The sequence below is a fragment of the Colwellia sp. E150_009 genome (assembly GCF_053543955.1).
On sequence record NZ_JBHFOM010000001.1, the window covers coordinates 215638 to 238319 of the forward strand.

14 protein-coding genes are annotated in these 22682 nt (G+C 36.7%); 7 read left to right on the plus strand and 7 right to left on the minus strand.

Annotation, left to right across the window (positions count from 1 at the left end):
- Positions 1 to 60: 60 nt before the first annotated feature.
- Together ACE1OF_RS00980 and ACE1OF_RS00985 are read right to left on the minus strand one after the other, a co-directional pair.
- Complete coding sequence (locus ACE1OF_RS00980) at positions 61 to 2316, minus strand: alpha-amylase family glycosyl hydrolase (RefSeq protein WP_448892022.1); 2256 nt, start codon at positions 2314 to 2316, stop codon at positions 61 to 63.
- Positions 2317 to 2867: 551 nt separating this feature from the next.
- Positions 2868 to 5675 carry a TonB-dependent receptor gene (locus tag ACE1OF_RS00985; protein WP_448892023.1) on the minus strand — a complete coding sequence of 936 codons (2808 nt, stop codon included), beginning with the start codon at positions 5673 to 5675 and terminating at the stop codon, positions 2868 to 2870.
- A gap of 287 nt (positions 5676 to 5962) precedes the next feature.
- Between ACE1OF_RS00985 and ACE1OF_RS00990 the strand changes: the two genes are divergently transcribed.
- The 3 genes from ACE1OF_RS00990 to ACE1OF_RS01000 all read left to right on the plus strand — a co-directional run bounded on the left by ACE1OF_RS00990 (position 5963) and on the right by ACE1OF_RS01000 (position 8093).
- The gene (locus tag ACE1OF_RS00990) at positions 5963 to 6289 is read left to right on the plus strand and encodes a pullulanase-associated domain-containing protein (RefSeq protein ID WP_448892025.1); all 327 of its coding nucleotides are present in this window, start codon (positions 5963 to 5965) and stop codon (positions 6287 to 6289) included.
- Complete coding sequence (locus ACE1OF_RS00995) at positions 6290 to 7243, plus strand: hypothetical protein (protein WP_448892026.1); 954 nt, start codon at positions 6290 to 6292, stop codon at positions 7241 to 7243. It abuts the gene before it with no gap.
- A 103-nt stretch (positions 7244 to 7346) separates the two neighbouring features.
- Positions 7347 to 8093, plus strand: coding sequence for a hypothetical protein (locus ACE1OF_RS01000; RefSeq protein ID WP_448892027.1), 747 nt, complete (start codon positions 7347 to 7349; stop codon positions 8091 to 8093).
- Between the two features lie 113 nt (positions 8094 to 8206).
- Here the strand turns inward: ACE1OF_RS01000 and ACE1OF_RS01005 are convergent, their stop codons facing one another.
- The gene (locus ACE1OF_RS01005; protein WP_448892029.1) at positions 8207 to 11812 is read right to left on the minus strand and encodes an FG-GAP repeat domain-containing protein; all 3606 of its coding nucleotides are present in this window, start codon (positions 11810 to 11812) and stop codon (positions 8207 to 8209) included.
- A 208-nt stretch (positions 11813 to 12020) separates the two neighbouring features.
- On the opposite strand from ACE1OF_RS01005, the gene pulA reads away from it, so the two are divergent.
- Positions 12021 to 14840: a pullulanase-type alpha-1,6-glucosidase gene (pulA, locus tag ACE1OF_RS01010; protein ID WP_448892030.1), complete on the plus strand. Its 2820-nt coding sequence runs from the start codon at positions 12021 to 12023 to the stop codon at positions 14838 to 14840.
- 129 nt (positions 14841 to 14969) lie between these two features.
- Here pulA and ACE1OF_RS01015 read toward each other — a convergent pair whose 3' ends face one another.
- The 3 genes from ACE1OF_RS01015 to ACE1OF_RS01025 all read right to left on the minus strand — a co-directional run bounded on the left by ACE1OF_RS01015 (position 14970) and on the right by ACE1OF_RS01025 (position 17591).
- Entirely contained in the window at positions 14970 to 15347 is a 378-nt protein-coding gene (locus ACE1OF_RS01015; protein ID WP_448892031.1) for a hypothetical protein, read from the minus strand.
- Positions 15347 to 16321 carry a hypothetical protein gene (locus ACE1OF_RS01020; RefSeq protein WP_448892032.1) on the minus strand — a complete coding sequence of 325 codons (975 nt, stop codon included), beginning with the start codon at positions 16319 to 16321 and terminating at the stop codon, positions 15347 to 15349. The genes ACE1OF_RS01015 and ACE1OF_RS01020 overlap by 1 nt, the downstream gene beginning before the upstream one ends.
- Positions 16322 to 16718: 397 nt before the next feature.
- Positions 16719 to 17591, minus strand: coding sequence for a 1-acyl-sn-glycerol-3-phosphate acyltransferase (locus ACE1OF_RS01025; protein WP_448892034.1), 873 nt, complete (start codon positions 17589 to 17591; stop codon positions 16719 to 16721).
- 214 nt (positions 17592 to 17805) lie between these two features.
- Here ACE1OF_RS01025 and ACE1OF_RS01030 point away from each other — a divergent pair, with 214 nt between their 5' ends.
- From ACE1OF_RS01030 to trmB, 3 genes are read left to right on the plus strand one after another with little or no spacing between them, the layout of a single operon-like run.
- Complete coding sequence (locus ACE1OF_RS01030; RefSeq protein WP_448892035.1) at positions 17806 to 18783, plus strand: ABC transporter ATP-binding protein; 978 nt, start codon at positions 17806 to 17808, stop codon at positions 18781 to 18783.
- Position 18784: 1 nt separating this feature from the next.
- On the plus strand, positions 18785 to 19549 hold the full coding sequence (locus ACE1OF_RS01035) for an ABC transporter permease (RefSeq protein WP_448892037.1): 765 nt from the start codon (positions 18785 to 18787) through the stop codon (positions 19547 to 19549).
- A 27-nt stretch (positions 19550 to 19576) separates the two neighbouring features.
- Positions 19577 to 20320, plus strand: coding sequence for a tRNA (guanine(46)-N(7))-methyltransferase TrmB (trmB, locus tag ACE1OF_RS01040; RefSeq protein ID WP_448892039.1), 744 nt, complete (start codon positions 19577 to 19579; stop codon positions 20318 to 20320).
- Positions 20321 to 20790: 470 nt separating this feature from the next.
- On the opposite strand, the gene ACE1OF_RS01045 is transcribed toward trmB, so the two are convergent.
- Positions 20791 to 22248 (minus strand): DUF6174 domain-containing protein, encoded by a 1458-nt coding sequence (locus tag ACE1OF_RS01045; protein WP_448892040.1) that lies wholly within the window; start codon positions 22246 to 22248, stop codon positions 20791 to 20793.
- Positions 22249 to 22682 lie beyond the last annotated feature (434 nt).

The following is a 22682-nucleotide window of genomic DNA, read 5'->3' on the forward strand; positions in this document are numbered from 1 at the left end:
AAACTTTAGTTAAAAGTAGCCTCTATATAATAGAGGCGTATTTAATTAAGTGGCGTCACGTTACTGAAAGAATGCTTGAGGTAAGTCAGTTACGCCGTTTATAACTGATGAAGAAGTTGCACTGCGGTTATTTCCTCCTTCCCAAGTAATGTTACCCAAGTCATCTTTTACTATGAATTTATATTGAAATGTTGTGCTTTTAGGTACACTCACGGGTAAAAACCAATCATACCATTGAGCTGGATCAGGGTTATGGAATGCGTCAATGGCTTTTGCAGGATCCCAATTGCCTAATTCAGGAATACTACCAACAATATAAACTTTTTGACCGAGAGCTGTATATTTTTGTACATGAAATATCATTTGGTTTTGATCATCTGATAAAACATTAAAAGTAAAACTGTTACTTGTTATACCCGATTTTTTAACGGTAACTAGCTGTTCTCCTGCGGGTGCATTAGGCACAATAACTTTGATTTCTTTATCATTACTCGAAGATACGGATGCTAAAGTAGAGCCAAAGAAAACCTCAATAGTGCCATCGAAACCAGTGCCTGAAATAGTAACCTCATTTCCTTGCCTGCCAGCAACAGATACTATATCTCCAATACGTGGTGATGTGCCTAAATCAGGGTTATAACTCCATACATTCACCTCTTGTTGGCTTAATTGAAAAGAAGCTATTTCACTATTCCCACTAACATTAACAACACTTTCTGCACCACCACTTAACTCTCCAGTTAAGACATCAGTGTAACTACCTACGGGTAAACTTGTACCTAAGTTGGGAACGGTATAAGCATTATAAGGACTTCTATTAATTGCAATAATGACTTCTTTGTCATAAAACTTACGTGACATAACTAATACATCGGCTGTTGAATACAGAATGCTTGTTAGTCCATAGGCTAGCGCATCATTTGTTTGACGTAAATCTGATAGTTTTTTAATAATCTTATAAGCACGCGTTGTTTGATCGAATGATTTATCTTTTTGTAAAAATACTCGACCGCCATTTTCACTGGCATCATGACCATTAACATATTGCTCAGTACCGTAGTAAATATTTGGAATGCCGCGAGAAGTTAGTGAGGTAGCCAAAGCGACATCTAAGCTACGTTGATCGCTATTAATTCTTAAAAACCGTGGTACATCATGATTGTCGATAAAGGTAACTGTTTGGTTTTCATATTGATAATCGTTAGCTGTATATTGGTAAAAGTTTGCCAATGTATTCATATCTTCAGAGCCATTACCTAAAACATTGGTGAGTGTTCTAAAATATTCAAAGTCTAAATTATTAATATTAGTTCTATCTGGAAAAGATGTGTATTCAGCATACTTTGGATCGGGTTTACCAATAAAAAATTCACCAAAATGGGTAACCGCACCACCAGGTGCTGAGTCAATAGCATCTCTAAAACCTTTAGCAAAAGCTGGGTTCATATGTAAAGTGGCATCATGGCGGTAACCATCAATGCCTGTATTTTTCCAAAAAATTGCGGCTTCTTCTAAATATTTAACTACGGCAGGTAATTCATGGGTGAAATCAGCTAAGGAACCCAAATCACGATAGCGATAACCAAAACGGCTACTATCAGTGCCTCTATCTCCTTTACGGTGAAACCAGTTTGGATTTGTTGTACCGTTTGGATCGGAAATTAAATTGTCAGATGAACCATCATTATTCAAATCAACAGGATCGCCATTAACATTAAAAGAAAAATTATTATTACTGTCTCTATCTGGTTCATACAGACGGCCATGCTCGGCACTGTTATTATTGGTTGGATTTTGCCAACGACTTGTATGGTTAGAAACAAAATCAACAATGACTTTAATGCCATTTGCATGTAAAGCTGCAACCATATCGGTAAAGTCTTTCATACCACCAAAATGAGGGTTAGTTTTATAATAATTACTGACATGGTAACCGTGATAACTTGACCACGTAATTTGACTACCATCGGCTTGGTAATCAATTATAGCTTCATCTCTATTTGCATAAGGTGCAGAGATCCAAACAGCAGTGATCCCCATATTTTTTAAGTAGGGAATTTGTGCGATAATCCCTTTAAAATCTCCACCTTGGTACAGTTTTAAGTCGCTACCAGTGCCATCAAAGATCTGACTGGGAGAACCAGAAGGCGTATTATTGTTAATATCACCGTCATAGAAACGATCGGTTAGTATTTGATAGACTACATCTTTACTCGTTACTGGTCCTAAACTATCTTCAGCAATACTTGAATAAGATGTTATAGACAATGCTAATAAAGCATATAAGACAGTTGCTTTTGTAGAGGTTTTTATCATTATGTATTCCTTAATTTTTTGTTGTAATATATAACAAAGACTCTGTTCTGGTATGCGCTACAAAAAGTACAACTGGTAAACGTTATAGCTTTACCAGATTAGAACAATAATTAAACACGGCCAAATGGTTACATACGTATTCATTCTATGCATACGTATGTAATTTGAGCTTGGTCTAATACCAATTTGATTAAATTTCTTCCCAACTCAGAGCTTCATTAGCGAGCTTAGAACAAGGAAAATTGATTAAACATAGTTACTCTATATTTCTTCAATTTTGCGATGTTATCAGTTTGCTAATGAGCTCCCAAAGGGCGAGTACCTAATAAAAAGTAAAGGCTTATATGCGGCGTTATTGATTTTGACAAGGGAATGACCATTCTCTTCAATCAATGCCTTGTCTCTAAGCCTTTTAATTCTCGCTGAGTGGGAAAGAACTTAATCAACTTGGTATAACAACCATTTTTTCTGTCATATGTCATAAAAAAGCCCTTGTATTGGAATTACAAGGGCTTTTATGTAGCTATGTTAAATGTGATACTGATTGTTAATTACATTTTATAGCTAAAACCTAATAAGTAAGTACTGCCGTAATCTTGATAATCACGTACTTGTAATGCACTATCGCCTTGTAAAGAAGTAAACGGCTCTTTAGTTAGGTTGTAACCTTGTAAGAAAATAGACAAGCCATCTAACCCTTTAAAACCACCTTCACCAAAGTCATAACCAATTTGTGCATCCCAGATAGTTTCTCCCACAATATCGACCTGTACAGTATCGAAACTTATGCCGTAAACTTCACCTTTAAAAGCATCTCGTTTACGCATGCTAGCACGTGCAGAGAAACCATTTTTATCATAGTAAAAAGTTGCGCTAGTTATGCTTTCAGATAAGCCTGGTAATTTGTAGTCGTTATCATTTTGATCTTTCATATCTGATTTAATGCCAGTATAACTAGCAATAATGCCAAAACCATCAAGGTGATCTGTTAACATGTTAAGGGGTAAAGTTGCTGAAAGTTCATAACCCCAAAGTGTACCGTCACCACCATTCACTTTTCCTTTACCAGTAGCTGTCGATGTAGCAGGAATCTCCCCTGTTGCAGGATCTGCAATGCCAGACATATCTACTTCATAATTACCATCAAAAATCCAGTTTTTCAAATCTTTATGGAATAGTGCTACGGATAGGTAACCTTCATCACTGAAATAGTTTTCATAAGATAAATCAAGCCCAATAGCTTCTTTAGGCTCTAATGAAGGATTACCACCTTCTACAGTCCAATAGTTACCATTGTCATCTGGTCGTTGGTTATAAGTCGCACTAAAGGAAGCGTTCATTTCATCTAAACGGGCGCGTGAAATAGTTTTTGCAGCGCCAAATCGTAATGTTTGAGATTCATCAATTTGCATTGATAAGTTAAGACTAGGTAGAAAGTGATTATAATCATGGCTAACATCAGTAGGCTCAGCAACAACTAACCCGTCAACAGCATTAGCCGCATAGCCTTGTGATGATTGGTCGGTATAAACGTAACGAACACCAAAGTTTCCTGTTAATGGCATACCAGAGATTTCAGTAGAAAGTTCCGCTTGTACGAAAGCTGACATCACTTTCTCATTCACTGTCCAAGATTTTGTAATACGATTAGCATCAGTTAAACTTGCTTGTAAAAGACTGTAATAGCCATTATTGATCAAACCCATAGTGTCATAAGCTACCATGTTGCCCATGCCGATAAAGTCTAAATTAGCACTACCTAAGCGGTATTCATCAGGTACAGATTGCATACCAGGACTATCAAGACTAAAACTACTTAAGGTCATGAAATAACCTTCGGAATTTTTTTCTTTTTCGCGTTCTCGATAAGCAACACCGTAAGTGATTTCAGTGATGAAGTTTGAATCAATTTCTTGACTAGCAGCAAATTTCAATGACATCAACTCATCATCAATGCTTGGGGTATTGATGAAACCGTCTTGTGCTGTATTTTGATAGCCACTTTCTTCAGTAAGGCCATATTTATCGTTAAGCGCTTTACTGCCGCCCCAACTTAGTGGACCGCCTAATTGAATTAAATTGTAATCACTATAATCTAAACCGTGACTGAACGTAGCACCAGTATTGCCTGAATCAAAAATGTAACCTAAATCATCAGCAGCGCCTCGGAGGTCACCACGGCCAGTGCCAGCATAACTTTCAACACTGTAAACATCACGTTCAACCTTTGAATAACTGGCATCAAAGTCTAATGTCCATCTATCACTAGCCGCCCAATTAGTGTTAAAACCAAACGACATTAATTCCGCATCACGTTCTTCGTAGTCATTACGTACAACAACACGTTGATCTTGTGTTATTGCACTGCTAACAAAACCTGTTGTTGGATCAATTATGGCAGTATCGGCAGAGATAACCCCCTGACCCCATGCGAAAGGTACTTCAATACCGCGCAAAATTTTAGTATCTAAAAAATCAACATAAAGTGCATCGAACGTTAACTTCAGATCATTTCTTGGCGCAGCTTCAACTACTAACATTGCCGAATCACGTTCTAATGTAGAAGAACGAACAAATGGTTTAGCACCTCCTAAAATTGAACCATCAGAACCATCTTCATAAGTAAATGTTGGATAACCCCACGAGTTCCAACGTTTTTCTTGGTTTGGTGATGTCATGCTGGTGTAGGCAAAAGCAATCCCTAAAGTATCATCAGCAAATTGATCCATGTAGAAGAAGGTGCCTTTTAAACCGTCATTATCACCATCTGGATTTAATTTATCAAAACTGGTTTTTTCATAAGTTCCATTAAATTGAACAACGCGACCATCTTGATTCAATGGTTTAATGGTTTGTAAATCAATAACACCGGCAATACCTTCTCCTTCAAGACTAGCATTTGGGGTTTTATAAACAGTAACACCGCTCATAATTTCAGATGGGTAAAGATCAAATTCAACGCCTCGATTATCGCCAATTGAAACTTGCTCACGACCATTTAAAGTCGTGCCACCTTCATTTTCACCGAAGCCACGAATACTTACTTTACTTGCACGACCATCAAGACGTTGTGCAGCAAGGCCAGGTAAACGAGCAATTGACTCAGCGATAGAAGAATCAGGTAATTTACCAATGTCTTCTGCTGAAATAGCTTCAACTACGTTTGATGAATAGCGTTTAAGGTTGATAGATTCGACAACACTTTTACGAAAACCATTAACTTGAATTACTTCTATTTCGGCTTCGGCATCTTGTTTTGCTGCATACGCATCTTCAGCAGCAAGTGTCGGTGTGCTTAATGCTATAAGCCCACTAGAAATTAATGCTAGCGTCACTTTGCTTGGTGTAAAATTTAACATTGAATGTTCTCCCCTAGCCATCCGTGATTAATTTTTTATAAGCCAGTATTCCTTTAGCTTAATAGTTATATGTTTTGTTGGTTTTGTCACGTCACCATATTTGAAAGACAGTTAATTTGTGAACAACTTTACTATAATGAGAGGATTCGTTGATGAATAGCGTATGCATACGTATTCATAAGGTTGTTCACTATTGAAAAACGATTGAATACGTATGCAACGACTATTTTAAAAATAGACAAATTATTATGTTTAATGACAGACAAATAATAATAAAGGAATTAGTTTTGATTAAAGTAAGAAATGTTTATTACGCATTATTCGTTACAATAATATCGAGTAGTATAGCAGGGTGTGGTGGTAGTAATGATAAAGATACTGCCATTAATGCCCCAGAGCTAACAGTACCAGAAGATAATGCTTTACCTGAGCCTATTGTTACTGCAGGCGAAAATGAAGCCGTTATTTTCTATAATCGCGCTGATAATAACTACGCAGACTGGGGATTGCATTTATGGGCTGATGCCACTTGTACTGCTTATGATGGGCCTGGTGTAGATTGGAGTACACCTGCAGCAAAAACGGGTGATGATCCCAACTACGGTGCTTATTGAGTGGTTAGTTTAAAAGCGGGTTATGAGGTTTCAGATTGTTTGAATTACATTATGCACAAAGGTGGTGATAAAGCACCTAATGATGATCAAAAGGCGGAGTTATCAGGTGACCGCATGTTGTGGTTACTTGATGGACTTAATGAAATATTTACTGCGTCAACGCTATTTCCATCAGGCGTATTGAGTAATGATACTGCGGCACATTGGGTGACGTTAGACACAGTTTTTTGGGATGTTATAGCAACGAGTGTTGCAAAAATTAGAGTGTATAGTTCTGATGTTATTGACTTAGGTTATGATGGTGAAACAGGTATTAGCGGTGACAACTTTATTGAGTTTGCGCCGGCAATTAACAGTGCAAATGCTTTAGGTATGCCACGTTACAGCGCACTTGACACCTTTGAAGCGTTAAACCCTGACAGCGCTAAAGCCAAACAAATGCTAACGGGCAAATTATTAGCTATTGCATATGATAGTGATGACGCTGTTGTTGAAGCAACTTACGTGCAAACACCGCGTGTACTTGATGCGCTTTATACCGCAGGCAGTGACGATGCCGATGAAGCTCAGCTTGGTTTGAGTTATACCGCGACGGATATTACCGCTAGCGTTTGGGCACCAACTGCACAGCAAGTTAAATTAAGCGTTTATAACAGTGCTAAAGTGCTGCAAAGCACTGAAACTATGAACCTTGATACGAATACAGGCATTTGGTCATTCACTACACCAATTGCGAATGATCGCTTGTTTTATCGTTTCGAATTAACCGTATATCATTATCAAAACCAACAATTTGAAACTCTTTGGTCAACAGACCCTTACTCAGTATCACTGTCAACAAATGGCGACTACTCTCAATTTATTAATTTAAACGATACTGATTTAAAACCTACCGACTGGGATACTCATGCTATTCCTGTGATCGCAGACATTAACGACAGCGGTATTTGTTAAACCTCAAGGTGCTAGCCAAGGCGTTGGTTTATCTGCCGGTGTTACTCGTGATGCCCCTGATATTGCCCCTTATGGCAGCAATACCATTTACCTGCGCGGCTCAATGAACAATGAAGGTAGTGATGGTTTTACTGCCGCAGATACCTTTACTTATGATGGCAATGGTATTTATAGTTTAGAAACCACGTTAACGGCAGGTGTGCAAACTTTTACTATTACCTCTATTACCTCTATTACCTCTATTAACTCAGTAGCCGTCGATTTAGGCTTTAGCGATATGAGTATTGGTGAAAGTTCTATTGCGGTAACAAATAGTAGCAATAGTTTAGCTTTCACAGTTGATGCCGATGGCAGTTTTACTTTTACCCTTGATGCTTCAGGCTCTGCGCCAGTACTAACTATTAGTAGCATTTCACCAACGGTAAACTGTGCGGCGTTAGTTGATTCATCTGATGCTATCCCTTTTGCTATTGCCGGTGATGGCGAGCTTTATGTCAAGGGTGATCATTCTGGTTGGAGCGCTGAAGAAGCTTATCGTTTACATTACAAAGACAACAATGTATATCAAGCGGTTGCCGACTTTGATGGTGCCATGCAGTTTAAATTAGCCTCAAGTGATGGTAACTGGGAAACCCAGTTGTGGGCACAAGCTGAAGGGAGTACTGAAATTAATGGTACTGACTTAGCCATAGGGGTAACTTATCCTGTTGCGTATCAAGGGGTGGGTACGGATAATAATCAAACGATATTATCAGCAGGCACCTATAGTTTTCTACTGAGTTTGAATGAAGAAAATCCGGCATCAGGTGCTAATGTCGGAAGTTTGATTATTCAACAGTGTCAGCCATAGAGAGGGCTTTAATTTGAGGCGAAAATAATTGCCTAGCAGAAGTAAAATAAAGGCTTGCAGAAAGATTTTTGCAAGCCTTTTTTAGTATTAAATATATTAGATCTGAATCAGTGTTACTTAATCCAATACATCATATTTGTAGTTGATATCATTAGCTCTAATCCTTTGCCTGCAATATATCGAGTTTTAAGTCCATGAGAACTTGGCTTACCAACTAAAGCAGGGCTACTCCAAATAATATTTCCGTCTGCGGTTGATTTTTTTATTTGGTACGAATTATTGTCATCATACCATGCAGAGTCAGTTCCTGTTTGAACCGTTAAGAAGATATTTTGTTGCTGATCTGTGGTTGGATCTATGGCGATATCAAGAATTGTATTATCAATATTGTTTCTAGCAACTTCAGTAAAAGTAAGATCATTTAATTTATATACTATTAACTGTTGTTTGTTGTTGCTTCTTTGTAAACAAATTAACTCTAATTCGGCGTCAGCATCATAATTAATTAATTCTAAACGGTTACATGATTGATTGATAAAAGATTGTTCTGAAAAAACTGAATTATTACTCGTTAAGAAAGATAACTTATTTCCAAAAGCAACAATTACTGCAGGTTTATCTTGCACTCTTAAAGGAGTAAAGTCAGTTATTTGAGACTCAAAGGTATAGTTTGAGATAATGATTTGATTTTGTACATCAATAGCATGTAATTCTTTGCTATCCGCATAGATAGCATCATCAAAACCATCGGTATTAATATCTTTTGCTTTAATTATTCCAATATTTGAATTATAGCCTCCAGCTGTTTGCCAGTGAAAACTATTATCATATAATTGCATGGCAGCAAAAGAACCGCTATAAATTTGAGTGCTTGGTAAAAAAATGTCGCCAAAACCATCATTATTAAAATCAGTGGTTACAGCAAATGAGCTACCATCCCAGTTTGATGAAATTTCATTACTGAGTTCAAAATGACCTTGCTGGTCCATAGTTGCTATTCGACTGCCACCATAGCCACTTTCCGTTCTGGGAATAAAAAAGACAGCCCTTTCTTGGTCATCGGTTAAGTTTGCCCATCCAGCACTATTGTATGAAGCTAATTGACTAGACGTTGCTTCTTCTTTAATAGACACTGAACTGCCTTCAAGATCGGCACTGACAAAAATGTCTTCACCAGTGTGACTAATTCCGCTTCCCCAATGCAACTCCACTTTTCCGTCATTATCAGAGTCACCACTAGTAAGAGAAACTGAGCCATGATCTTGCATATTAATAGACCATAATGATGTCAGTTTATTGTTAATTAGTTTATAAGCAGTAATGTTCCCCCACTGGCAATCACCAACTAACAACTCATCAATAGTATCATTATCTACGTCGGCACTATGTAATGAACAGGTATTGAAATTATCTAAACTGTCTAGCTGTGATTTATCTGTGGCAGAATAAACTGCAATGTTTCCCCAACGGTTGGAACCTGCAATTTCTGCGATGCCGTCTCCGTTATAGTCTCCGGTTGTAACACTAGCATTGCCAAATTCAGTGCCGCTAAACCATTGGTTTTTCCATGTTGAGGTATCGTATACTAAGCCATTATTTGTTATTAATTCGAAGTTACTATCAGCATCAACGTTGGCAAATTCAATTTGTCTCGCTTCTGAGACATTTGTGCTAAATAAGCTTTGCTCAGGGGCTCCCATTGAAATTACATTTAAAGATATGTCTGAACTAGAATAACTATTAGATGAAGATAGGTAGGCTAGCTCTGGCGTTCCATCATTATTAATATCTTTAGCTGTAGCAAAGGTTAAATAATTATCCGATGAGAATAGTAATGTTGCCAAACTGTTTAGGCCATTAATTAGGCTGATACCGTTTTCTGTTACTACTATGATTTCTAGTTCGGAATCATTATCAATATTGATAGCCAGAACCTGTTTAATTTGGCCTTCGCTAGGCACTTTAAAAGGGTAAACCCATTTTTGTTGATAAGTTCCCGAGTCATATTCAAGTAAGAATATGCTTCCTATACTATCGGTAGATAATATTTCATTTTTTCCATCACCATCAAAGTCGCCAACCCACATAGATTTATTAGATTTTGGAACTTCAATTCCAGAACGAACGATCGGAAAGTCTTTATCTGACTCAACCATCACAGGAACACTTATTTCACTGCTATGTTCCCCGTCTTTTTCAAGTATGGCAAAAGTGAATTCATATTCTTGAAAAGAAAACAATAAATCTGCGGGTACCTCCCAATTTACAATGCCATCTTCATCAATAGTTGCTCCACTTGGCCCCGACACTAAAACACTATTAAGTTCATTTGCATTTGTATCTGTATCGGGGTCTGAAACAACGGCTAAGAACTGAATGACATCTCCAGATTTAATTACCTTTGGTAAATTAGTGATTTGAATTTGTGCAGGTGAATCTTCCAAGGTAATTGAAAGGTGACGACTTTCTATTAAACTACTACCATCTGATACTAGCATGGTAACTTTAACACTATCATCATAAACAGCTAAGTGTGCTGGAAGTATATTGCTTGAATTATTAGTGACAATTTCATCATTGATATACCAACGATAAGATATTTGTAGTTGGCCTGTATCAGTATCAGGATCACCGTAACTTCCTGGTCTAATTTCAATTGGGGTTAAGGTATTAATTGTTTGACCGTATACTAATCTTGGAGAGTTTGAAGATGGAGGGAGAGATAAATTATCTAAAGAAACTAATTGTTTTGAAGAAGCAACACCATTAAGCAATTCGTATGTGCCAGAAAAGAATGTACCAACATCAAAAACAGCATCATTATTACTATCTTCAACATAACGAATATATGCAGGGTTAAATTCAAAAGCAGCAACTTTATCACCTGATATAATAAATTTTCCTGAATGGATATAAGGAGGATTATCACGGACATTTTCTAAGCTTATAGAGACTTTGCCTTGATCACCAATAAGAAAATCTCCTGATAAATTAGCAGCATATTCATTATTTTGATTACTATAATCAAGCTGTGCATTTAAGAAGAATTGTTCTTTTTGATTAATGACAAACAATAGTTGTTGGTTATTACTATCGAAGAACTGTCCTGTTTCATCATTCTCAGTTGATATATAGTTTGAATAACCGCTGAGTTGGACTGATTGGCCGTTAACATTCCAATGTAGGTTGTCATAAAAGAGAGTTATATTAATTGACGACTCTGTCAGCTCTGTAATACTGATGGCGGCAGAGCCTGAAATTGCAAAATTATTGTCTGATTGCTCACAATTGTTATAGCTTAAAGAAATATTTCCTTTAAAGTTAGCATCTAGTTTCCCTTTATATTCAACACTTCCTTGGTATTCACATGAGAATGTAATATCAATATTTCCGTTGACATCAAGGTGCTCTCTAAAGTCCTCGTTGACTATTTCGGGTTGTTCGGTGATTGAATCACCGAACAACTTTAAAAATACTTGTTGTGCTAATTCAATATCTATATCAGCTTTGTTATTGATACCAGTATATCGTTTATTAGCAAGATTTACGGATGCATCTTTTAGCTCATCAATACTATGATTTTTTGAGTTACTAATGATGTTTGAATCTTTAGATAATGAAGGGGTGGTAGAATTTGTTGAGTCCGAAGAACCTCCGCCACATGCACAAAGCATAAAAAACAGGGTAGATAACAGAATAGCTCTAATTAAGAAGTACATAATTCGTCCTTAAACAATTAATCAATCAAGAAGTATCAAAACCCTAATTAATGTGAGTAATGATAACAATTTTGCGACATTAAATCTGAATGGATGGTGAAAGTCAAAAAAATCAGCTTTTAACTGAATACGTATGCAATATAACGAAACTGATTTTTTTATTTAGGTAGAACAAGTAAGTTATTAATAAACATTTATTAGACTTATTATGATGAAAAAACACAATCTTTCACTTTTGATCTCTGCTGTATTCGCCCTAACTATGCTGTTATCAGCTTGTGATGAAAACACTCAAAAACAAAGCCCTTCTAAAGTATCTAATGCGCTGAGTATAGAAAGCGCCTATGAATTGAACAGCCTAGCATCAGATAGTTCGGCGCATTGGTTAACGTCTGATTTATTGGTGTTACCTAGATCAAATACATCATTGAATTATCAGTTAATGAGTGCATCAAAAACAGATTTGGAGGCTGTTGATTTATCTAAAATAGTTTTGCCAGTTTCAAAGCAAGCGCAATTTCCACATTTAGGAGACTTTCAGGCATATCAGGTAAGTTTATTAGGATCTCAAGCGAAAACTTGGCTTAAAAATCAGCTGTTTGTTGTGGGGTTTGATAAAGATGACCAAATAAAGAAAGTCTCCTATGTACAAACGGGCGCTGTGATTGATGCACTTTATACCCAAGGTACAAATGATGCTGATGAAGTTAAAGATTTTGGCGCAACAATCTTAACTAATGGCGTTAGTTTTAAACTATGGGCGCCTACAGCACAACAAGTAGAATTATTACTGTTTAATGATGATTTAACACCCGCAAAAACACCTCGTTTAACCATGGTTGAAGACACTAATACCGGTGTTTGGTCGGTAACAGGAGACAGCTCACTTAATGGGGCATATTATCAATATCAAGTGTCTGTTTATCATCCTGAATCCAAGAAAGTAGAGTCATTGATTACAACTGACCCATATTCTCTTAGTATGTCAGTAAACAGTAAGTACTCACAAGCGGTTGATTTAAATGATAGCGCAACACAGCCAAAGGGCTGGACTAGTCATCAAGTTCCAACCGTTAAAAATGTTGAAGATAATATTTTTTATGAAACCCATATTCGTGACTTTAGCTCAGACGATAGCGCGCTTTCTGATGATGCGGTTCGAGGAAAATATCAAGCTTTTAGTGAACAAAAATCCAATGGCATACAACATTTAAAAGCGCTGAAAAAAGCAGGGTTGAACAATATTCATTTATTGCCGACTTATGATCTAGCCAGCATTAATGAAGATGCCTCTCAGTCGGTAGATATTAATGATACTGTCGCCCAAGTTAAAGCTAAGGTATGTACTACTGCACCAACTATCACCTTGTGTACAGCTAACTACAATGAAGAACAAAGTTTAAAATCATTATTGGCTAATTTTGATGTTAGTAGCGAACAAGCACAGAAAATAGTCAGTGAACTGCGCCAATTTGATAATTTTAACTGGGGTTATGACCCTTTCCATTATACCGTACCAGAAGGTAGCTATGCACTTAATCCAAAAGGGGAAAGCCGCTTAGTTGAATTTAGAGAGATGGTGCAAAGCATTCATGGCCTCGGTTTTCGGGTGATCATGGATGTGGTTTATAACCATACTTTTCAGTTTGGTTTAAAAGAAAAATCCGTGTTAGATAAAGTGGTGCCTAATTACTATCATCGCCTAAATGTAATGACAGGCGAAGTAGAGCAATCTACCTGCTACACCTGTGGTAATACTGCGACAGAGCGTGTGATGATGGCGAAACTAATGTCTGATTCTTTAGTTACTTGGGCGCGCGATTATAAAATAGATGGCTTTCGATTTGATTTAATGGGGCATCAGAGTAAAGCCGCCATGTTAGCGGCGCGCGAAGCGGTACGTGCTGTAGATGCCGATACCTATTTTTACGGTGAAGGGTGGAACTTTGGTGAAGTGGCTAATAATAGCCGTTTTGTTCAAGCGAGCCAGTTAGAGTTAGGTGGTACTGAAATAGGCACCTACAGTGACAGGCTTCGTGATGCTGTTCGCGGTGGTGGAAATAACACCCGTGACTCACAAGGACTTGGTAATGGCCTATTTATCTTGCCCAACGAAAAACAGCTCAATTCAACTGAGAAAAATCGCCAAGAATATGATCTACGTATGGATCAATTGCGTGTAGGTTTAGCTGGGAATTTAGTAAATTTTCCGCTTTATCAAAAAAATGGTGAACCAGTATTAGGCAAAGATATTCCTTATGGTGAGCAACCAACAGCTTATGCATTAGATCCTGCTGATACCATTAACTATGTGTCAAAGCATGATAATCAAACTTTGTGGGATAACAGCCAATACCGATTGCCGTTTGATGTTTCCACTGACGATCGCGTAAGAATGCATATACAAAGTTTATCGTTTACTTTATTTGCTCAAGGCATTCCATTCTTGCACATGGGCTCAGAGTTTATGCGCTCGAAATCTTATCTTCGAGACAGCTATGACTATGGCGATTGGTTTAACCGCGTCGATTTTAGTAAACAAAATAATTACTATAATGTTGGTCTGCCACCGGCAGATAAAGACCAAGACAACTGGCCGTTAATTAAAGCCGTATTAAAAGGCCATCAAGGTCGAGATCATGTTGAAGCTAAGCATATTGAATTTAGCGCCAAAGTATTAGAAGAAATGTTGGCACTTCGTATGAGTTCGCCGTTATTTAGATTAACCACAGCGCAAGATATTATCGAAAAAATCACTTTCTTAAATATTGAGAATAAACAGCTAGGCTTATTGGTGATGAAACTTGATGACACGCAAGGGCAGGCGGCAGATGATCATGTTGATAGTCTAATGGTCATCTTTAACACTAGTACCAAAGCACAGACCTTTGCTTATGAACAAGCGAGTGAATATCAACTGCATCCTATTCAACAACGCAGTGCTGATAAGATAGTGAAACAAAGTAAAGCCGATGAAAAAGGCTTTACTGTGCCAGCATTATCAAGTGTGGTGTTTGTTAAGTACTAATTGGCTTGTTTGGTTTGAAAACCACTGTAAACAGATAACCAATCTCAGTTTTATTTACTTATCAAGCGTAGCCGCAACAACAAGATTAAGTTGCAGCTACGCGCAACCTATCCATTATTTATTAAGTCTCTATTCACTGAAAACGCCAAGGCTATCAAGTAAGGCCAGTAAAGCCATAGATAATCCTGAAATAGTAACCAACCAGTAAAAAATACAACCTAATACCTGGTCAAATTTAGTGGTATTTTCATATAATACTGTTGCATTTGCATATATAAATGAAAACTTGCTCTTTTCCACTTTTTTTGTCCAAGAACGAGGGAAGGCAAAGGCTTGAGCAACATTAATTATATCCCAACCGCTAACATACTCGACCCCGAGTAGATCTTTAGTTTTGGGGTTCTTTCGTAATTTCCGTACAGTGATTTGACCAAAGGCAACATACAAAATCCCACTAAGAATACACCCGAGTAAAATAAGAGCAAAAAAGGTTTTTTCTATACCCATTAGAAGCTAATCCATTTCATAATGTCATCGTAAAAACCACCACTCATCTTTTTACTGATATTATTTGCACTTATTGAAGCAACTGCAGCAGTACCAGCTACAGCCAAGCCACCGACAATTAAACCAACCCAACCTACTGGTGTTGCCACCATCAAAAAGGTTAATGCTGCTCCTCCCGCATTGACAACGCCAATACCAGCAGCTGCACTAGCTACAAAACTAGTAGATTCAATAAACATTTCTCGCTCCCAATTAGTGCCTGCTTTGTAACTATTATGAATATTGCCAACGCGCCCACCAAAGTCGATAACAGTCAGTCCATTCCCCAGAACTTTGGCATATTTAGTAAATTTTACAATATTATCTGCTTGTACTGGATTAATTAGGTCTAGTTTAGCAACACTTCGGCTGCTTCTAGCAATATTAGCTCCTCTTCTAAAGTTGGTCATGGGCGTGCCACGACTTGACTTAACTTGGCTAGTTATTGCCTTAACTTCTAACCTAAATTTACGTTGCATTTTGTCAAAAGCAATTTTTGCCTTTTGTTTTGCTGCTGCTTTTGTCGGTGATTTTGTCATTGATGCTTGACGATATTCCATTAGCGCTTTTTGATAGTCTTTCACCGCACCAACAAAGTCACCAATTCTGTTAGCGTAAACACTTGTTGATGCCCCCATTAAACCAACATTAAATTCTTTTAACTTTGCAGAAATAGCGGCAAGGGCTATAAGGTTATCACCGCCAAAAGATAAAGATAAATCTGTAAGGTTTTTTGTCGTTGCGGGGTTAGACAGCTTTGCTAATGTTGTGGCACCAAAAGTAGAACGCCCCTTTTTCAATAAATAGGGTTTGTTCGCTATAATCATCTCTGGGTTTGGGCATGTGAGAGATAAAGCTTGGGCAATATCAATACCACATTCATTTTTAAATGCACTGCCATTGAGATTTCGATTACATAGAATTATTTCATTCATTCTTTTAAATTCCTTTTAAAAATTAAATTGTTCTCTAAATGTAAATTTAGAGGTTCAATAATTGAGTATTTGCTTTTTATCGAAGCATGAGCGACAAATATCCTGCTGGACTGAACCGATACGCACAGTCAATGTGTTTTTTGAGGTATGACAGTGATAGGAAAGGTTGTAACTAAAAATTGCATTTTCTATAGCTTCCTTACTATGTTTACTCATATGAACTAAGGTAGTTTACTACACAATACATTTATTTCAATGCATAATTAATCACTTACTAACTTAACCAAGCCCGCTTGAAATCAGTAAAATTTTCAGAAAAGAGGTTTTTGCGCTAAGTGTAAATGGCTTGATATCTAGTGCACTGAGAACATACTGTTATTATTGGTCTATCCCGCTACTATGTTGAGCTAGCTATGTGTAAAAAGTAACCTTTGCCAGCAAAGGTTAGCTGATATTTACTTTCGCTCAACCTATTTGGGCATTCTATTTTTTCTAATAAGCCTTTATCGATAAGTAATGTTAACATAGTGCTTGAAAGTTCAGCGAGTTTTGCTTTAGCATTGATTTCCATTTTAGTCGCAACACCTTTAAATGAATAAAGGGCACGAATGATAGCGGCTTCTGATTCAGAAATAAGCGGTAGTTGACCACTATACGCAGGGTATTGGTCATGAATAAATTTACCATGGATTGTTTTATATGATGCTTGTATTGCTTGAATATCATCCTCTTTATCGCCCGTTAATTTGAAGGTATGAAAAACACCTGTTTCTTTTGCTTGATAGTCAACTTTTGCTAGAAAAATAGGTAATTCACAACCTTGAGCGACATGATAAAACCCTGTTTTCCATGTTTTTACCGCACCACGAGTACCTTCAGGTGTGAAAAGGAAAAAAACACGATTACCTTTTTGTGAATCAATAAAGGCTTTTATTTGTTCTACTTGGCCTTGTCCTTTTGATGATCTATCTATTGGCATTGCACCTAACCACATTAACCAAGTACCCAAAACAGGTACTTTGCACATACTGTCTTTGATAGAAAAGTAAATTTTTACATCTTGTATTATGGCGGCGCCAAGGGCATAGACGAAATCCCAATTTGACGTATGTGGAGCAGCAATAGCAATGCCAGCCCCTTCGGGAGGATGTTTGCATACTTTCCAGCCAGCTACTTTGAACCAGAAGGTAAATAATGATTTTAAAAAATATTTAGTAAATAGGCCGTCAAAGATGGTTTTTTCGCGAATAGAGAGCGTTTTTTTAGTCATTAATCACATCGAAAAAAGATGTATTGAAAAGATAATTGAGATTATAACACAACAATATGGGCAATCTATCTAATCGATATCAATAAACAGAATGCTATTTGAGCCTATTTTTATTTTGTATAGATCGTCACTGAGGTTGAAATTACAATTAATAGCACCATATTTATTTTCCTTATCCTTGACTGTTTTTATTCATAACCCTTAAAGGAAAAACATGACCAATGCATTAAATACTAACGCCATAGAAACTCATGCTTCAGAGAACTATGCGTTAGAAATAAATACGCTAGAAAAAACTTACAAAGGCGGCTTTCAAGCGTTAAAAGGTATTGATTTAACTGTAAAACAAGGTGACTTTTTTGCGTTACTTGGTCCTAATGGTGCAGGTAAATCTACTACAATAGGCGTGATAACTTCGTTAGTTAATAAATCAGCAGGCCAAGTAAAAGTATTTGGATATGATATTGACACTGATTTAGAAAAAGCAAAATCATTTATTGGTTTAGTACCACAAGAATTTAATTTTAATCAGTTTGAACCGTTAATGAATATTTTAGTTAATCAAGCAGGTTATTACGGTGTTGACAGAAAAACAGCCTTATTGCGAGCAGAAAAATATTTAAAGCAATTATCATTATGGGATAAACGAAATTCTGCGGCTCGAGAATTATCTGGGGGGATGAAACGAAGACTGATGATTGCCCGTGCATTAATGCATGAACCTAAAATGTTGATTTTGGATGAGCCAACTGCGGGAGTAGATATTGAAATTCGTCGTGGCATGTGGGATTTTTTACAAACACTCAATGCACAAGGTATTACAATTATACTGACAACACATTACTTAGAAGAAGCCGAAAGTTTATGTCGTAATATTGCGATTATAGACGGTGGAGAAATTGTTGAGAATACTAGCATGAAACGGCTGTTAGCGCAGCTAGATGGTGAAACCTTTGTTTTAGATTTATCATCACACCATAATGACATTAGTTTAGATAGTATTAGCTCTAGGATGATTGATGACCATACTTTAGAAATTGATTTACAGAAGCCACAAAATTTAAATACCGTTTTTGAGCAACTGTCTGCACAGCATGTTGAGGTATTAAGCATGCGTAATAAAAGTAACCGTCTAGAAGCGCTTTTTGTTAATTTAATAGAGCATAACGTTTCTAGAAAGAAGGCTAAATAATATGAATAACTCAATCGCCTTAAAAAGTATTTTAAATAAAGAAATTCATAGGTTTATGCGTATTTGGGTGCAAACTTTAGTACCACCCGCAATTACTATTAGTTTATATTTTGTCATATTTGGTTCGTTAATAGGCTCTCGTATTGGCAAAATGGGGGGCTTTGACTATATGTCATTTATTGTACCAGGACTAATTATGATGAGTGTTATCACTAACTCATATTCTAATGTAGCTTCTTCCTTTTTTAGTGCTAAATGGCAACGTAATGTTGAAGAAATGCTGGTAGCACCTGTGCCTAATTGGGTAATTGTTGCTGGCTATGTTGGCGGCGGCATGGCGCGTGGCATGTTAGTTGGCTTAATTGTTACCCTAGTATCGTTATTTTTTGTTGATATTCAAATACATAATGTGTGGGTAATTATTACAACGGTTTCGTTAACCTCAGCAACTTTTGCTTTAGGTGGATTAATTAATGCCATTTTTGCTCGCTCATTTGATGATATTTCCATTATTCCCACTTTCATACTAACGCCTTTAACCTACCTTGGTGGTGTTTTTTACTCTATCACTTTATTGCCTGAATTCTGGCAAGGGGTTTCTCAGATTAATCCAATTGTGTATATGGTAAATGCTTTTCGTTATGGATTTTTAGGTATTTCAGACGTTAATATAATGACAGCTTTCGCTGTTATAGGTTTTTTTATTATTACTTTATTTACGCTTGCGATGGTTTTGATCAGCAAAGGAATAGGCCTCAGAAGTTAATACAAGGTGTCAGAATAGTTAATTGATATGAATACAAAGCCTAAAGCAAATATAAACATGAATAAGCCTGTCGGTGACTCTAAGGTTATTATTACTAACCAAACTGGTATACATGAAAAGCTTGATGAAGTAGTACAGAAGCATTTAGCACATCCTTTTCAAAAGCCTTATCAAGCGCATACACAAAAAGCCTTTGATGAGGTAAACAAACTTGTTCAAGCATTTATTACCAATAATCCTAACGGTAATATCATTCTTGACTCTTGTTGTGGTGTTGGTCAGAGTACACGTTTACTGGCAAAATTAAATCCTGATGCACTGGTTATCGGGGTAGATAAATCAGCAAGTCGTATTGAACGTAATGTTGAAGGCTTTGATTTAAAAAATGGCTACCAAGCGAATAATTTTCACTTAGTTCGTGCCGATTTAAATGATTTTTATCGTTTAGTAAAAGCTGCTAATTGGCCCATTATAAAGCATTATATTTTATATCCTAATCCTTGGCCAAAATCAAAACACTTGCAGCGTCGTTGGCATGGTAGTGCGGTGTTTCCTACGTTAATTACATTAGGTGAACAACTGATTTTACGCAGTAATTGGCAATTATATTTATTAGAGTTTCAGCAAGCCGCTAAACAGGTCGGTTTGCAAGGAGAACTTAATGAAGTTATTGCGAATGACGATGTACAAGCTCAGCAGCCATTAACGCCTTTTGAAGCCAAATATCAAGCTAGCGGTCAAATGTGTTGGCAGTTAATATTGAATCGCTAGAATTTCAAAAAACACTACTTTGTGGTTATATTCACCATTTAAATTTTTCTGTCGACAACCTGATTTTAATAATTTCTTTTAAATCAATCGGTTGTTTTTTGGCACAACTGTTGATTACTCTTTAGCATAATCGTTATGTTAAAAGGAAATAATCATGAAAACAGTGAAAAATAAAATATTGGTATTAATAATCTCTTTGATGACCTGTACACAGGCCGGATTAATATACGCGAGTTCACTGGTTAATTAATTTTGGTGATAGTTATTATCAGCCAGAATAAGATCATTATATACTTCCAACATAAAAAAGGGGTGAATATTGAAGTCTTTGGATGCTTGAAGCTTAATTTGTTGAAAAAGTATGGCGCTTTGGCATTGGAACTCTAAACCATACTTTATATTGTGATTTTCGTTACTGCTATTGTACTTTGAAGCTAGCAATAATTTAATAAAAAAACGACAACAATGTGCTAATTTACTGGCTCCAGTTTTACTTCAATATCTGTGGGTATTAACCCGCAACTTTCTCCTGCGGGAATATTAAGCTCAGCTGTTTTTGTTATATAACCAGCTTTTGATATTTTCAGTGAAGTCATCCCTGTTTCAGTTTCGACAAGGAAAGGTAAGTTGTTGATACAACGCATTGGTCCTGCCACACCAACACCAAAGTCATCTATAGGTAAATGCCCATCATTTACAACTTGTTTTAGTTCACCATTGGCATTTTTCAAGTCAACAATAACATCACAACTTATGGGGTCAGCAGTATATTCATCAACAATACTGAGCTTTATATTGGGGTAGTTTTTTTCAATGTCATCACAGTTTATATCACTCAAATTAATGAAATTTGTTATACTGAAACTAATTTCGTCATCTACACTGGAAAGATCCCAGTTAACCCTAACCGTCTGCGGATACCCTAATTCAGGATGGTAACTCACGGTTATTTCATCTGCATCCGAAATGGTGGTTTCGATATAATCAAACATATCATTCACTGTTTTGAATAAGTCCTTATCATCATTTGGAACTATCATTTCATGATCGATTACTGTTACCCCATACCAATCAACGTTAGTAGTATAATAGAGCAAGCTTTTATCTTCCTTTTGAACCTGCATGACCACTGGTAAATTTAGAGTAGGAGAGCAATAACAAGAAACATATTGATCAATTTGATAATGCTCAATATTCTGTGAGCCCCACTTAGCTTTATTGTCACTTAATTCTTGTGTTAATAATGCGACATCTTTTTGCCCGAGCTTGTTAACGGTTATGATAATATCACTTTGGCTTGAAGCACCCTCATCATCGGTTACTATAAGTTGTAAAATATAGTCACCATCAAGAGTAGACCAAAAATGGGGTTTTTTAGTATCAGCATTAGTTAGATGACTATTGCTATTTTCTGGAGATATAATGATTGACCAGCTATAGCTGAGTTCTGAGTTTTCTGGATCAAAACTTGCCCCACCGTCCAAGAATACTTCCATAAATACATAGGTTTCTATGTTATTACCAGCAATGGCGGTAGGTGCCTCGTTGTTTTGAGTCACAATGATACTAACTATTGATGGTTCGCTGGATAATTTCCCATCGTTGACGATGAGTTGTGCTTCGTATAGCCCTGCACTATCAGGTGTGAATGATGAAGATTCTGTGGTGAATGCCGTTAGCTCAACGCTACTACCTTCAGGTACTGTTACTAACGACCATTGATAAGTTAAAGCATCTCCATCATTATCATTACTTTTTTCACCATCCAGTATGATAACTACGTTTGTTTCAGCGCTTTGATCATCACCAGCATTTGCTATTGGTTTAGTGTTGGGAGTAATAGGGACTGTAGATACAGCCTTTTCGTCGGCCCCTCCACATCCATATAAGAATATAATAACTAATAGTATATTGAATATTTTAATCATGGTCATTTTCTTACGAACCTTCCGTTGGTTAATTATAAATAGTGTTAATTGTCGGTGTTATCTGTTGAAAAGATTAACATATATTATTCCTGAAACAGGAAGAATTATGAACTAATCATTGCAAAACGACAATACTGATTATGATAAATATATCGACATCAGCTCAGGATCTGGTCGAATTGAAACAAGGACGTGTCAGTAATTTCCTCTTGATTAAAGCTGGTTAGCCAAGGCTTATCAGTGGTTAGGTTTAAAGATTGATATGACATTATTTAAACAAAATTCAAGAAAGTTATCGCTCAATTCTGTTGGAGTAAGGGATTAAAATGCACTAGCCGTGCATAATCAACACCCTTTACGCTTAAAGTAGAAGACATTTGTTGTTTTTTTTATTAAAGTGCCACTCATATTGGTTATTACTTAGTGGTTGTTAA

Coding starts and splice junctions, on each gene's coding strand:
- pulA (WP_448892030.1), top strand. CDS start 12,021: ATGATGAAAAAACACAATCTTTCACTTTTGATCTCTGCTGTATTCGCC.
- ACE1OF_RS01015 (WP_448892031.1), bottom strand. CDS start 15,347: ATGGGTATAGAAAAAACCTTTTTTGCTCTTATTTTACTCGGGTGTATT.
- ACE1OF_RS01005 (WP_448892029.1), bottom strand. CDS start 11,812: ATGTACTTCTTAATTAGAGCTATTCTGTTATCTACCCTGTTTTTTATG.
- ACE1OF_RS01000 (WP_448892027.1), top strand. CDS start 7,347: ATGAACAATGAAGGTAGTGATGGTTTTACTGCCGCAGATACCTTTACT.
- ACE1OF_RS00980 (WP_448892022.1), bottom strand. CDS start 2,316: ATGATAAAAACCTCTACAAAAGCAACTGTCTTATATGCTTTATTAGCA.
- ACE1OF_RS00985 (WP_448892023.1), bottom strand. CDS start 5,675: ATGTTAAATTTTACACCAAGCAAAGTGACGCTAGCATTAATTTCTAGT.
- ACE1OF_RS01030 (WP_448892035.1), top strand. CDS start 17,806: ATGACCAATGCATTAAATACTAACGCCATAGAAACTCATGCTTCAGAG.
- ACE1OF_RS01020 (WP_448892032.1), bottom strand. CDS start 16,321: ATGAATGAAATAATTCTATGTAATCGAAATCTCAATGGCAGTGCATTT.
- ACE1OF_RS01045 (WP_448892040.1), bottom strand. CDS start 22,248: ATGATTAAAATATTCAATATACTATTAGTTATTATATTCTTATATGGA.
- ACE1OF_RS01035 (WP_448892037.1), top strand. CDS start 18,785: ATGAATAACTCAATCGCCTTAAAAAGTATTTTAAATAAAGAAATTCAT.
- trmB (WP_448892039.1), top strand. CDS start 19,577: ATGAATACAAAGCCTAAAGCAAATATAAACATGAATAAGCCTGTCGGT.
- ACE1OF_RS01025 (WP_448892034.1), bottom strand. CDS start 17,591: ATGACTAAAAAAACGCTCTCTATTCGCGAAAAAACCATCTTTGACGGC.